This window comes from Pseudoxanthomonas sp. GM95, from assembly GCF_900109775.1.
Classification (GTDB): Bacteria; Pseudomonadota; Gammaproteobacteria; order Xanthomonadales; family Xanthomonadaceae; genus Pseudoxanthomonas_A.
In genome coordinates, this window is sequence record NZ_FOAX01000002.1 from 653,983 (window position 1) to 666,661 (window position 12,679).

The following is a 12,679-nucleotide window of genomic DNA, read 5'->3' on the forward strand; positions in this document are numbered from 1 at the left end:
TTGACCGCGCCGCCGCTGGCCTCGCGCCGCACGGCGGCGTGGGATGACGCGCGCTGATGTCCCAGTTGTCGCAGGCCAGCCGCGAGGCGCTGGGCGAGGGCGGGGCGCTGGCGATCCGGCTGGAGCGGTTCGTCCCGCGCCAGGCGCAGTTGAACCTCACCGGCGCGATCGCCGATGCGCTGGATGCGCGCGACACGCTGTTGGCCGAGGCCGGCACCGGCACCGGCAAGACCTTCGCCTATCTGGTGCCCGTGCTGCTGTCAGGGATGAAGGCGATCCTGTCCACCGGCACCCGCGCGCTGCAGGACCAGCTGTTCCACCGCGACCTGCCACGCGTGCGCGCGGCGCTGGGCGTGGGCCACAGCGCCGCGCTGCTGAAGGGGCGGGCGAACTACCTGTGCCGCTACCGGCTGAGCCAGGCCCGCGGCGAGCCGCAGTTCGCCAGCCGCGACCAGGTCGACCAGTTCCAGCGCATCGTGGTGTGGAGCGGGCGCACCCGCTATGGCGACATGGCCGAGCTGGAATCCCTGCCCGAGGATTCGCCGCTGCTGCCGATGGTCACCTCGACCGTGGACAACTGCCTGGGCACCGAATGCCCGTTCTGGGACGACTGCTTCGTGGTGCAGGCGCGCCAGCGCGCGCAGGCCGCCGACATCGTGGTGGTGAATCATCATTTGTTGCTGGCCGACCTGGCGCTCAAGCAGGAAGGCTTCGGCGAGATCCTGCCCGGCGCGCAGGCCTTCGTCATCGACGAGGCCCACCAGCTGCCGGAACTGGCGGCCAATTTCTTCGGCGAAGGTTTCGGGCTGCGTCCGCTGCAGGAGCTGGTGCGCGATGCGATCAGCGAAAGCCGCGCCGTGCCCGGCGCGCTCGCCCAGGTCGAGCCATTGGCGCGGGGGCTGGATTTCGCGCTGCGCGAGCTGCGCGCGGCGATGGAAGGCCTGCCGCCGCGCGGCACGCGCCAGCGCGCGCTCGGCAGTCCGGCGGTGCGCGAGGGCTTCGATACGCTGGTGATCGCGCTGCAGGACCTGGCCCGCGCGCTGGCGCCGCTGGCCGCGGCCGCGCCCGGCGTGGATGCCTGCCATGCGCGCGCGCGCGACATCACCGGCCGCCTGCAGCGCTGGCTGGGCGAACCGGCCGCCGACGAGCTGCCGCTGCCTGCCGTGCAGGCCGACGCCAACGATGATTTCCCGCTGCCGCCTGAGGACGACGCGCCACGCGGCCCGTCTACCGATGTGTTCTGGTACGAACTCACGCCGCGCGCCTTCCGCTGCCAGCGCACGCCGCTGGATGTGTCCGGACCGCTGCGCCAGCACCGCGAGGAATCGCGCGCGGCCTGGATCTTCACCTCGGCGACGCTGACGGTGGGCGAGGGCTTCGACCACATCGCCACGCGGCTGGGACTGGACGACCCGCACACGCTGCTGCAGCCCAGCCCGTTCGACTGGCCGCGCCAGGCGTTGTGCTACCAGCCGCCGGGATTGCCGGACCCGAATGCGCGCGGCTATGGCGCGGCGCTGATCGCCGCGCTGCTGCCGGTGCTGCATGCCTCCAACGGCCGCGCGTTTTTGCTGTTCGCCTCGCATCGCGCGCTGCGCGAGGCGGCCGAGGCCTTGCGCGATGCGCCGTGGCCGCTGTTCGTGCAGGGCCAGGCGCCGCGCGCCACGCTGCTGCAGCGCTTCCGCGAATCGGGCAATGGCGTGCTGTTGGGCTCGGCCAGTTTCCGCGAAGGCGTGGACGTGGTCGGCGAGGCGCTGAGCGTGGTGGTGATCGACAAGCTGCCGTTCGCTGCTCCGGACGATCCGGTGTTCGAGGCCAAGCTGGAGGCGATCCGCAACGCCGGCGGCAATCCGTTCCGCGACGAACAGCTGCCGCAGGCGGTGATCGCGCTCAAGCAGGGCGTGGGCCGGCTGATCCGCAGTGAATCCGACCGTGGCGTGCTGGTGCTGTGCGACCCGCGCCTGAGCAACAAGGCCTATGGCCGCACGTTCATGCAATCGCTGCCGCCGTTCTCGCGCACGCGCGAGGTGGCCGACGTGCAGGCGTTCTTCGGCCAATAGGCCGGGCGGATCAGGGATGCCGATCGTGTGGGAGCCACTTCAGTGGCGATGAGGCCTTTCCTGTGAAGCCCGATCGCCACTGAAGTGGCTCCCACCTTGATTGCCCACAGCAAGCGATGCCACGGCATCTGAAATAATGCAGGCGTTCCCCGTTCCCGCAGGCCCAGGTGACCCATGTCCGCAACGCTCCGCATCGCGATGGCGCAGTTCGATTTCCCGGTCGGCGACCTGGCGGGGAATACCCAGCGCATCATCGAGCAGATCGCGGTGGCCCGCGACGAATACGGCGCCGACCTGGTGCTGTTCCCGGAGCTGGCGCTGAGCGGCTATCCGCCGGAAGACCTGCTGATGCGGCCCTCGTTCCTGGCCGATTGCCACGCGGCCATGGACACGGTGGCCAAGGCCGCGACCGGCGGCATCACCGCCGTGGTCGGCTGGCCGGAAAGCGCCGGCAGCGTGCTCTACAACGCGGCCTGTGTGCTGCGCGACGGCAAGATCATCGCCAACTACCGCAAGCGCGAGCTGCCCAACTACAACGTCTTCGACGAGCGCCGCTACTTCCACGTCGATCCCGATGGCGGGTCGTGCGTGTTCGAGATCAAGGGCGTGCCGGTCGGCGTGGTGATCTGCGAGGACCTGTGGTTCGCAGAACCGCTGGCCGATACCGCACAACAGGGCGCGCAGCTGGTGGTCGTGCCCAACGCCTCGCCCTTCGAACACAACAAGCACGCCCAGCGCGATGCGCTGCTGGCCCAGCGCGTGCGCGAGACCGGCGTTGCCCTGGCCTATCTCAACGTGGTCGGCGGGCAGGATGCGCTGGTGTTCGATGGCGCGTCGGTCGTCGCCAGCGGCAACGGCGACATTTCGCCGGCGGCTTCCGCCTTCACCGAGCAGTGGCTGGTGGTGGACTACGACGCCGATAGCCGCGCGTTCACGCCGGTGCAGTGGCAGGACGAAGGCGACGAGAGCCGCGACGCGCTGGCCTGGCGCGCGATCGTGCGCGGCATCGCCGATTACTGCGGCAAGAACGGCTTCAAGAAGACCTGGGTGGCGCTGTCCGGCGGCATCGATTCGTCGATCGTGCTGGCCATGGCGGTCGATGCGCTGGGCGCGGACAACGTCACCGCCGTGCGCCTGCCGTCGCGCTACACCGCCGGCCTGTCCAATTCGCTGGCGCAGGAGCAGTGCGACGCGCTGGGCGTGCGCATGGAGACGATTGCGATCGAAGGCGCGTTTACCGGGTTCCTCAGCGCGCTCGGACCGCTGTTCGAAGGTCGCGAGGTCGATACGACCGAAGAGAATCTGCAGTCGCGCACGCGTGGCGCGATCATGATGGCGCTGTCCAACAAGTTTGGCGGCCTGCTGCTGACCACGGGCAACAAGAGCGAGTACGCGGTCGGCTACGCGACGATCTATGGCGACATGTGCGGCGGCTACGCGCCGATCAAGGACCTCTACAAGACCGAAGTGTTCGCACTCTCGCGCTGGCGCAACACCGTCGGCGGTGCGCCGGTGATTCCGCAGGCGGTGATCGACCGTCCGCCGTCTGCCGAGCTGCGCGAGAACCAGCTCGACCAGGATTCGCTGCCGCCCTACGACGTGCTCGACGCGATCCTGCTGCGCTATGTGGACCTGGAGCAGTCGCAGGCCGAGATCATCGCCGCTGGCTTCGATGCCGACGTGGTCAAGCGCATGCTGCGCCTGGTCCGCGTCAACGAGTGGAAGCGCCAGCAGGCCGCGCCCGGCCCCAAGGTCTCCCAGCGCGCCTTCGGCCGCGAGCGCCGCTACCCGATCAGTAACCGCTATCCGGCTTGAGCCTCGCGGCGTTTCAGGCGGACATGAAAAAAGGGGCCTTGCGGCCCCTTTTTTATGTATCCGACAAGGCGGATCAGTTCTTGCGTGCTTCTTCGTTGTCCAGCGCGGACTTCTCGCCGGCGAACGGGTTGAGCTTGCGCATGGTCATCGGGTAGTCGGGCCACTTGCCGGCCAGCCACGGATGCTGCGGGTCGTTCATTTCCAGCACGCGGCGCGCGTCGTCGGCCAGGGTCTTGTTACCCAGCTTGGTGTAGGCCTCGCCCAGCGCGGCGACCGCGTCGTACTGGTAGTCGCTCTGCGGATAGGTTTCCAGGATGTACTTGGCGCGGCCGACGGCTGCGGTGTAGGCGCCGCGATGCAGGTAATACAGCGCGCTGTCCATCTCGTGGCGGGCGAAGGTGTTGCGCAGCTTCACCATGCGCAGGCGCGCGTCGTTGGCGTAGCGGCTGTTGGGATAGCGTTCGGAGACGGTGTTGAAGTCGCTGAAGCCCTGCAGCGGGGTCGACAGGTCGCGGCGGCTCGAATCCAGGCGCCACACCTTCTGCAGGAACACCGTGTCACGGCTGGAGTTGGCCAGGCCGCGCAGGTAGTACATGTAGGGCACGTTGCGCTGGGTCGGGTAGGTGCGCAGGAAGCGGTCGATGCTGGAGACCGCATCGTCCATCTTGCCGGCCTTGTACTGGGCGTAGGCGATTTCCATCTGCGCCTGCTCGGTGTACGGGCCGTACGGATACTGGGCGGTCAGCGCCTGGAACTGCTTCTCGGCGCCGGTCCAGTTGCCGCGCGTCATGTCGGTGTGCGCTTCGCTGTAGATGGTCTCGACCGGGCGGGATTCCTGGGCCCTGTCCTTCTTGTTGCGACCGCAGCCAGTGGCCGCGATGGCCACCACCAGGAGCAGGAGCACGACGCGGACGGTGGGGCGGGTGTACGGGGCTGCGAAACGCTGGGACATGGGCAGGCGGCTGGACCGCGTCGGGGAAACGAAGCGCCGATGATAGCCTAGGCGGCTGCCGGGCCATGAATATCCGGCCAACCGATACCGAAGAACCCCTGACGAAATGACTGCTGCCCCTGACGACGACACTTTGCTGGACTCCGCTGCCCAGGAGGGTCCACGCACCGCCCAGGTGCCTTCGCACGCCGCCGGACGCCGTTTCGACGCGGTCCTGGCCGAGCTGTTCCCCGAATTCTCGCGTTCGCGCCTGGCCGAGTGGATCAAGTCCGGCGATGCCCGGCTGGACGGCGAGATCGTGCGCCCGCGGGACCCGGTCACCCCCGGACAGGTCGCCAGCCTGACCGCCGTGCTGGACACCCAGACCCACGCGCTGCCGGAGGACATCCCGCTGGAAGTCCTGTACGAGGACAGCGAGGTCATCGTCCTGAACAAGCCGGCCGGGCTTGTGGTCCATCCCGGCGCCGGCAACCCGACCGGGACTCTGGTCAACGCGCTGCTGTTCCATGACCCGTCGCTGGCGGCGCTGCCGCGCGCGGGCATCGTCCATCGCCTGGACAAGGACACCTCGGGCGTCATGGTCGTGGCCAAGACCCTGCCGGCGCATACCTCGCTGGTGGCCCAGCTGTCGGCGCGCGACGTGCATCGCCAGTACCTGGCCGTGGCCGTGGGCGCGATGGTGTCCGGCGCGACCGTCGATGCGCCGATCGACCGCCATCCGCGCGACCGCCTGAAGATGGCCGTGCGCGAAGACGGCCGCGACGCGGTCACCCACGTGCGCCTGCGCGAGCGCTTCCGCGGCCACACGGCGGTGGAATGCCGCCTGGAAACCGGCCGCACCCACCAGATCCGCGTGCACATGGCACACCTGCGCTTCCCTATCGTCGGCGATCCGCTGTACGGCGGTCCGCTGCGCCTGCCGCGCGGCGCCGACGAAACCCTGACCAGCCAGCTGCGCGGCTTCCGCCGCCAGGCGTTGCACGCCGAAACGCTGGAGTTCGCCCACCCCACCACCGGCGAGCCGGTCCGCACCAGCGCGCCGGTCCCGGCCGACATGCTGGCGCTGATGGCCGCGCTGCGCGCCGACGCGGCCGCGCACAAGGGCAAGTGAGCCAGGACGGGTGAGCCGGCTTTCATGAGCCATCTTTCATGAGTGCGTTCCTGCCCGCCGACTGGCCGGCGCCACCGGGCGTGCAGGCCTTCAGCACGCTGCGCTTCGGCGCGGGCGGGTCGCAGGCGCCGTTCGATACCTTCAACCTGGGCAACCGCACCGCGGCCAACGGCGATGCGCCAGCCCAGGTCGAGGCCAACCGCGCCGAACTGGCCGCGCTGGCCGGACTGCCATCGTTGCCGCAGTGGCTGCGCCAGGTGCATGGCACGGGCGTGGCGCGCTTCGAGACACCGCTAGGCCAACCGCGCGCGCTGGCCGATGAGCCGGAAGCCGATGCCGCGCTGACCGCTGCGCCGGGCGTGGTCCTGGCCATCCTCACCGCGGACTGCCTGCCGGTGGTGTTCGCCGCCGACGATGGCCGCGAAGTCGCCGCCGCCCATGCCGGCTGGCGCGGGCTGGCCGACGGTGTGCTGGAAGCCACGGTCGCAGCGATGGCCACGCCGGCCGCGCGCGTGCGCGCCTGGCTGGGACCGGCCGCCGGACCGCAGGCCTATGAGATCGGGCAGGAGGTGTTCGACGCTTTCACCGTGGGCGATCCTGGCGCGACCGAGGCGTTTGTCGAAACCCGCCCAGGCCACTGGCGCGTGGACCTGTATGCGCTGGCGCGGCGTCGCCTGGCGGCGGTCGGCGTGACCGATGTCCACGGCGGCGGCCTGTGCACGATCAGCGATCCGCAGCGCTTCTATTCGCACCGGCGCGATGCCCGCACCGGCCGCCTGGCCACGCTGGTCTGGCGCAGCGCCTGAACGGCCGCGCCAGGATGTCGGTCATGGATGCCGTCCCAGATGAATTGCCTTCAGCGCAGTCCGCGTCGTTGTTCGAACGCGTGCTGGGTCCAGCTGCGTTCGCCGCATTGCCGCTGCCGGTGCAGGCGCTGCATGGCGGCGTTGGTCGACAGTGCTGGCAGGGCCAGGGCCAGGTGGAACGCGGGCGTCATCCGCTGGCCGTGTTGATGGCCTGGGCTGCGCGCCTGCCGCCGACCGGGACCGTCCCGGTCACCGTGACTTTCGATCGTGCAGCCGGGCGCGAACGCTGGCATCGCCAGTTCGGCACGCATGTCATGGCCTCCACGCTGTGGCAGCGCCGGGCGTTGCTGCGCGAGCGGCTGGGGCTGGTGACCTTCGATTTCGCGCTGGCCCAGGACGATGCAACCTTGGACTGGCAGGTCCGCGCGGTCCGCGCGCTGGGCGTGCCGCTGCCGCTGCGCTGGTTCGGCGGGGTGCAGGCGCGCGAATCGGCCGACGGCGCGCGGTACCGGTTCCTGGTCGACGTGCGCCTGCCCGGAGTCGGCCTGCTGGTGCGCTACGACGGCTGGTTGCTGCCGGTGGGCGACGATGACTGAGTCTGCCGTGCCTGGCACTGCTGCGGGGCAGGCCGTGATCGTCTTCGACGGCATCTGCGTGCTGTGCAATGGCTGGGTCAAGTTCCTGCTGCGCCACGACGCTGCAGGGCGCTATCGCTTCGCCGCGATGCAGGGTGCCAGCGGCCGCGCGCTGCTGCAGGAACATGGTCTGGATCCGGACGATCCCAGCTCGTTCCTGCTGGTCGACGCCGCCGGCATGCATACCGACAGCGACGCCATCGTGCGGGTGCTGACCGGGCTGGGCGGCGTGTGGCGCCTAGCTGGCATGGCCAGGCTGATCCCGGCGGCGCTGCGCGACGTGCTGTATCGCGCGCTGGCGCGGCGTCGCTATCGCCTGTTCGGCACCATGGCCTGCACGATTCCCACGCCCGCCCAGCGCGCCCGCTTCCTGGACTGAAGCAGACCCCGGTCCCAGCTTGCCGGTGTCGCGCCGTGGCAGCGGTGGCACTTGTCGTATCGGCGTGCAATCGTAGGGCGTGGGGTGCCGACCACCGCCACCATCCAGGGGTTCCATGCACGATGCAGTCCCCCTGTCCGCCGGAGCGCCGCGGGCAGGATGCAGGTCAGGGAAGACAGGGCGATTGTCACGGTGGGGCACTGGTCTCCTGGCCGTCGTGGCGCTGTTGCTGCCGGGGATCGCCTTCGCGCAGGCTACGCCGCCTGCTGCCGCAGCCGTGTCCGATCCGTGGGCCGTGTTCGAACAACCGTCCTTCGACCGCGTCACCGGCGTCGATGGCCTGCCCCATGACGCGACCACCGCGCTGATCCAGGACGCCTGGGGCCGGCTGTGGCTGGGCACGCTGGCCGGGCTGGTGCGCTACGACGGCCAGCGCATGCAGCTGTTCCAGCAGGGCAGCCAGGAAAACGGCGACCTGCCCGATGGTTACATCCGCGCGCTGCTGGCGCTGGACGGCGGGCGCCTGCTGGTGGGCACCAATGCCGGCGGGCTGGCGTTGTTCGACCCGGGCACGCGGCGCTTCGAGCGCATCGCGCTGGGTGCCGGCAAGATCCTCAATACCAAGATCTTTACCCTGCGCCGCGCGCGCGACGGACAGATCTGGGTGACCTCGGACCTGGGGCTGGATCGCTACGATCCGGCCAGCGGGCGGGTGACCCAGGTGCCGGTGCAGGACATCGTCACCTCGTCGCAGTCCACCCGCATCTTCGATGTGCAGGAAGAACCATCGGGACGGCTGTGGGTCGGCGCCAATCCCGGCCTGTATGTGCGCGAGCCGGGGCAGAAAGCCTTTAGCCGCGTTCAGGGCGAGGGGGCGCTGGCCGAAACGCTGGCCAGCGACCTGGTGTGGATGCTGTATCGCGATCGCAAGAACCGCCTGTGGGCCGGCACCGGGCGCATGGGCGTGTTCGTGATCGAACCCGATGGACGCCAATGGGCGCCGGCGCAGGTGAGCGGGCAGGGCGGCCTGACCCAGGGCCGCACCGTGCGCGCCTTCGCCGAACTGCCCGATGGCCGGCTGTGGATTGCTACCGAGGGCAACGGCATCGTCCAGTGCCTGCAGGATTGCGCGCAGGCGCGGCTGCTGCAGTCCGACATCGGCAACCCGTATTCGCTCAGCGGCGATGGCGTGCGCGACCTGCTCATCGACCGCGGCGGCAACGTGTGGGCGGCGACCAATGCCGGCCTGTCGCGTTATGACCCCAACGCGCGGATGACGCTCAACATCAGCGGCTCGACCTCGCTCGCGCCGGAACTGGCGGGCAATTCGGTTGCCTCGATCCTGGTCGATGACCGCAAGCGGATCTGGCTGGGGCTGGCCAAGGGCGGGCTGGAGGTGATCGACCTGTCGGCCGGCACCATTCGCCACGTCGCGTTGCCCGGCATCCACGCTGCGCAATACGTGCGCGCGATGCTGCAGGTAGACAGCGGCAAGATCTGGGTCGGCACGCTGGGCGTACTGGCGATCGATCCGGACACCCTGCAGGTGCAGGGCGAAGTGCTGCCGGACGTGTCCAAGAAGCGGGTGATCGTGCTGGCCCACGACGGCAAGGACGTGCTGGTCGGTACCTACGACGGCGTCTACCGGATGAGCGGCAGTTCGGGCGAGATGAGCCGCTTCCGCCACGTGCCCAACGACCCCGACAGCCTGATCAACGACCAGGTCCAGGGCATCAGCGAGGCCGGTGGCCGGCGCTGGTACGCCACGGTCGGCGGCCTGAGCGTGCGCCGGCTCGACGCGCCGGGCTTGGCCAACCTGCGCCACGATCCGGCCGACCCCAGCAGCCTGCCGCAGAACTACGTCACCGCCGTGCTGGAAGATCCGCGCCACCAGCGCCTGTGGGTCGGCACCTATGGCGGCCTGGCCTGGCTGCAGACGCCGCTGCCCGACGGCCGTTATCCGTTCCATGCGCTGGGCGTGGCCGAAGGCATGCGCGATGCGCACGTGGACGCGATCGTGGTCGATGACGATGGCGACCTGTGGGCCAGCACTGCGCGCGGCATTACCCGGGTCGACGGCGATACCTTGCAGGTCGCCGCGCTGGGCGCGCGCGACGGGCTGCGCATCGGCGGGTTTTCGCACGATGCCGGCCTGCGCGGCCCCAATGGCGAGGTGCTGTTCGGCGGCGCCTGGGGCCTGACCGTGGTGCGCCCGCAGCAGGTGGCAAGTGCGGCCGAGGACTCATCCGCGCTGCCGCTGGAAATCACCGGCATGACGGTCAACGGCGCGGCGCGCTATGGCGATGCGCCGCCGGCCGTGGGCCAGCAGATCCCGTTGGCCGAGGACGAACGCAACATCCTGGTCGATTTCGCCCTGCTCGATTACCGCACCCCGCGCGAGACCAGCTACGCCTATCGCCTGGTGGGTTTTGACACGCGCTGGAACGAGGTGCCGGCCGGCGTGCCGCCAAGCGCGGTCTATACCAACCTGCCCACCGGCAGCTACACGCTGGAGCTGCGCGCGCAGACGCGCGGCCTGCATGCGCGCACCCTCCAGGCCAGCTATCCGCTGGTGGTGGCGCCGCGGTTCTTCGAAACCTGGCTGGCCCGCCTGTTGATGCTGCTCTCGGTGCTGATGCTGGTGCTGCTGGTGCTGTACCTGAGTCATCGCTGGTCGCTGCGCCGCGCCAGTGCGCTCAGCCGGATCATCGATGACCGCACCCGCGAGCTGCGCGATGCCAATGAACGCCTGGATGCGATGGCCAGCATCGATGCGTTGACCGGCCTGCTGACCCGCCGGCGCGCGCTGGAAGTCTCCGAGACCGCGCTGCAGGACGCACGCAAGACCGCGCGGCCGATGTCGATGCTGATGATCGACCTGGACCACTTCAAGGCGGTCAACGACACCTGGGGCCACTTGGCCGGCGATACCGCATTGGCGACGGCCTCGCGCACCATCGCCCAGCGTTGCCGCGGCGCCGACGTGGTCGGTCGTTATGGGGGCGAGGAGTTGATGGTCTGCCTGCCCGGAAGCGGCGCGCAGGGTGCGTGCGAACTGGCCGAGCGCCTGCGCATCGCCCTGCAGGAACTGCGCATCCGCCACGGCGAGGCCACCCTGGAGCTCACCGCCAGCATCGGCGTGGCCAGCCTGATGGAAGCCGACCGTGGCCTGGCCGACGTGCTGGCCCGCGCCGACCAGGCGCTCTATGTGGCCAAGCGCAGCGGTCGCAACCGCGTCGTGCTGTCGCTCGGTCCCAATGGCGAAACCCAGGCGGTGGACGGCCACTGACCCCGGCCATCGCACCGCGTGTCGATCAAGGCGTCGCGATCAGCGCAACACGATCAGGATGGTGGTGGTCAGGCCCAGCACCAGCGCGATGCCGACGGCGACATCGCGCGGGATGTGCGCCAGGCCCGGGCGTGCATCGGCCAGGATCTCGCGACCCTGCGCATCGGGCACATCAGCGGTGCCCAGCTTCCACATCCAGAAGGCGGTGAGCAGCGCCGTGGCCACGCACAGTACGCCGCCCATGATGGTGAAATGCAGCGTGATGATTTCGGTCTCGCGCAGCACGAACAGCACCGCGCTCAGCGCATGGCCGCAGGCCAGTCCGCGCAACGCGGCAGAGGCGCCCAGGCGCTTGACCCACAGGCCCATCAGGAACACCGCCACCAGCGGCGAGGCCACGAACGCGAACACCTGCTGCAGGTAGGCCCACAGCCCGGAGAAGTGCTGGATCATCGGCGCCCACAGCGCGGCGATGAGCGCGATGATCATCGTGGCGATGCGGCCGGTCCAGGCCAGCTGCGTGGGCGACAGATGCGGTTTTTTCGGCTGCACGAAATCCAGCGTGATCAGCGTGGCGGCCGAGTTGAGCGTGGCCGACACCGTCGACATCAGCGCGGCGATCAGGCCGGCCAGGATCAGGCCGGTGATACCTGCAGGCGTAAAAGTCGAGACCATCGCCGGGAACACCTGGTCCGGATGTTCCAGGCCGGGCAGCAGCACGCTGGCCATCGCGCCGGGGATGGTCATCAGGAAGATCGGCAGCAGCTTGAGCAGCGAGGCGATCACCGCGCCGCGGCTGGCGGTTTCGATGTCGCGCGCGCCCAGCACCCGCTGGATCACGTACTGGTTCATCGTCCAGTAGTAGAAGCCCACGATCGGCACGCCGGTGACCAGCCCCAGCCACGGCACGCCGGGATCATCCAGCGGCCGGATCAGCGACAACTTGTGCGCATCGACCTGCTGCACCACGTTGGCCCAGCTGTAGTCGAACTTGCCGAACACGATGAAGCTCAGGCAGGCCGCGCCGGCCAGCAGCACGAAGCCCTGCATCACATCGGTATAGACCACCGCGCGCAGGCCACCGCAGGCGGTATAGATCGCGGTGAAAAACGCAATCGTGATGCACACGCTCCACAGGTCGAACATCGGCAGGAAGGTCGTCACGATCAACCCTCCGGCGTATAGCGTGCCGGCCGTGTCCAGCACGATCGACAGGAACAGCGTGATCACCGAAAGATATTTGCGCAGGCGCGCATCGAAGCGCCGCTCCATCAGCTCCGGCATCGTCGAGACCTTCGCGCGCAACAGCACCGGCATCACGAAGATGCTGGCGAAGATCAGCACGATCCCGGCCATCCACTCGTAGTTGGCGGCCGAAATGCCGGTGCTGTACGCCGCGCCCGGCAGGCCGACCAGCGTGTCGGAGGAGATGTTGGAAGCGAACAGCGACACGCCCACCGCGATCGGCCCAAGGCTACGACCTGCGAGGAAGAGTTCGTCGGAAGAGGCTTTCCTGCGCGTGGCGGAAAAACCGATGATGGCGGTCAGCAGGAAGTAGCCTGCGATGACCCAGTAGTCGAGTGTCGAGAGATGCTGCATTGCCCCGAACGGTGCGTGAACCGTGTTTCAGGG

Annotated in this window: 9 protein-coding genes; 7 read left to right on the plus strand and 2 right to left on the minus strand. The window is 69.2% G+C overall.

Annotated features, from left to right (window positions below):
- Positions 1-56 precede the first annotated feature (56 nt).
- Together BMZ17_RS10995 and BMZ17_RS11000 are read left to right on the plus strand one after the other, a co-directional pair.
- The gene (locus BMZ17_RS10995; RefSeq protein ID WP_093138617.1) at positions 57-2,060 is read left to right on the plus strand and encodes an ATP-dependent DNA helicase; all 2,004 of its coding nucleotides are present in this window, start codon (positions 57-59) and stop codon (positions 2,058-2,060) included.
- A gap of 174 nt (positions 2,061-2,234) precedes the next feature.
- Positions 2,235-3,875 (plus strand): NAD+ synthase, encoded by a 1,641-nt coding sequence (locus BMZ17_RS11000; RefSeq protein WP_093138618.1) that lies wholly within the window; start codon positions 2,235-2,237, stop codon positions 3,873-3,875.
- A gap of 73 nt (positions 3,876-3,948) precedes the next feature.
- Here the strand turns inward: BMZ17_RS11000 and BMZ17_RS11005 are convergent, their stop codons facing one another.
- The gene (locus tag BMZ17_RS11005) at positions 3,949-4,827 is read right to left on the minus strand and encodes an outer membrane protein assembly factor BamD (protein ID WP_093138619.1); all 879 of its coding nucleotides are present in this window, start codon (positions 4,825-4,827) and stop codon (positions 3,949-3,951) included.
- A gap of 106 nt (positions 4,828-4,933) precedes the next feature.
- Here BMZ17_RS11005 and rluD point away from each other — a divergent pair, with 106 nt between their 5' ends.
- From rluD to BMZ17_RS11030, 5 genes are all read left to right on the plus strand, one after another.
- A complete protein-coding gene (rluD, locus tag BMZ17_RS11010; RefSeq protein ID WP_093138620.1) occupies positions 4,934-5,938 on the plus strand; it encodes a 23S rRNA pseudouridine(1911/1915/1917) synthase RluD in 1,005 nt (334 codons plus the stop codon).
- Positions 5,939-5,976: 38 nt separating this feature from the next.
- The gene (gene pgeF, locus BMZ17_RS11015; protein WP_093138621.1) at positions 5,977-6,744 is read left to right on the plus strand and encodes a peptidoglycan editing factor PgeF; all 768 of its coding nucleotides are present in this window, start codon (positions 5,977-5,979) and stop codon (positions 6,742-6,744) included.
- Positions 6,745-6,767: 23 nt separating this feature from the next.
- The gene (locus BMZ17_RS11020) at positions 6,768-7,340 is read left to right on the plus strand and encodes a DUF4166 domain-containing protein (RefSeq protein WP_093138622.1); all 573 of its coding nucleotides are present in this window, start codon (positions 6,768-6,770) and stop codon (positions 7,338-7,340) included.
- Positions 7,333-7,758, plus strand: a complete 426-nt coding sequence (locus BMZ17_RS11025) for a thiol-disulfide oxidoreductase DCC family protein (protein ID WP_093138623.1) — start codon at positions 7,333-7,335, stop codon at positions 7,756-7,758. Before BMZ17_RS11020 ends, BMZ17_RS11025 begins: the two co-directional genes overlap by 8 nt.
- 217 nt (positions 7,759-7,975) lie before the next feature.
- Positions 7,976-11,047: a ligand-binding sensor domain-containing diguanylate cyclase gene (locus tag BMZ17_RS11030; protein ID WP_175485557.1), complete on the plus strand. Its 3,072-nt coding sequence runs from the start codon at positions 7,976-7,978 to the stop codon at positions 11,045-11,047.
- 39 nt (positions 11,048-11,086) lie between these two features.
- Here the strand turns inward: BMZ17_RS11030 and BMZ17_RS11035 are convergent, their stop codons facing one another.
- Positions 11,087-12,646 (minus strand): sodium:solute symporter family transporter, encoded by a 1,560-nt coding sequence (locus BMZ17_RS11035; protein WP_093138625.1) that lies wholly within the window; start codon positions 12,644-12,646, stop codon positions 11,087-11,089.
- Positions 12,647-12,679 lie beyond the last annotated feature (33 nt).

What these genes read in the sequence shown, in the direction of transcription:
- rluD (WP_093138620.1), top strand. Translation starts at nt 4,934, where the DNA reads ATGACTGCTGCCCCTGACGACGACACTTTGCTGGACTCCGCTGCCCAG.
- BMZ17_RS11000 (WP_093138618.1), top strand. Translation starts at nt 2,235, where the DNA reads ATGTCCGCAACGCTCCGCATCGCGATGGCGCAGTTCGATTTCCCGGTC.
- BMZ17_RS11035 (WP_093138625.1), bottom strand. Translation starts at nt 12,646, where the DNA reads ATGCAGCATCTCTCGACACTCGACTACTGGGTCATCGCAGGCTACTTC.
- BMZ17_RS10995 (WP_093138617.1), top strand. Translation starts at nt 57, where the DNA reads ATGTCCCAGTTGTCGCAGGCCAGCCGCGAGGCGCTGGGCGAGGGCGGG.
- BMZ17_RS11020 (WP_093138622.1), top strand. Translation starts at nt 6,768, where the DNA reads ATGGATGCCGTCCCAGATGAATTGCCTTCAGCGCAGTCCGCGTCGTTG.
- BMZ17_RS11005 (WP_093138619.1), bottom strand. Translation starts at nt 4,827, where the DNA reads ATGTCCCAGCGTTTCGCAGCCCCGTACACCCGCCCCACCGTCCGCGTC.
- pgeF (WP_093138621.1), top strand. Translation starts at nt 5,977, where the DNA reads ATGAGTGCGTTCCTGCCCGCCGACTGGCCGGCGCCACCGGGCGTGCAG.
- BMZ17_RS11025 (WP_093138623.1), top strand. Translation starts at nt 7,333, where the DNA reads ATGACTGAGTCTGCCGTGCCTGGCACTGCTGCGGGGCAGGCCGTGATC.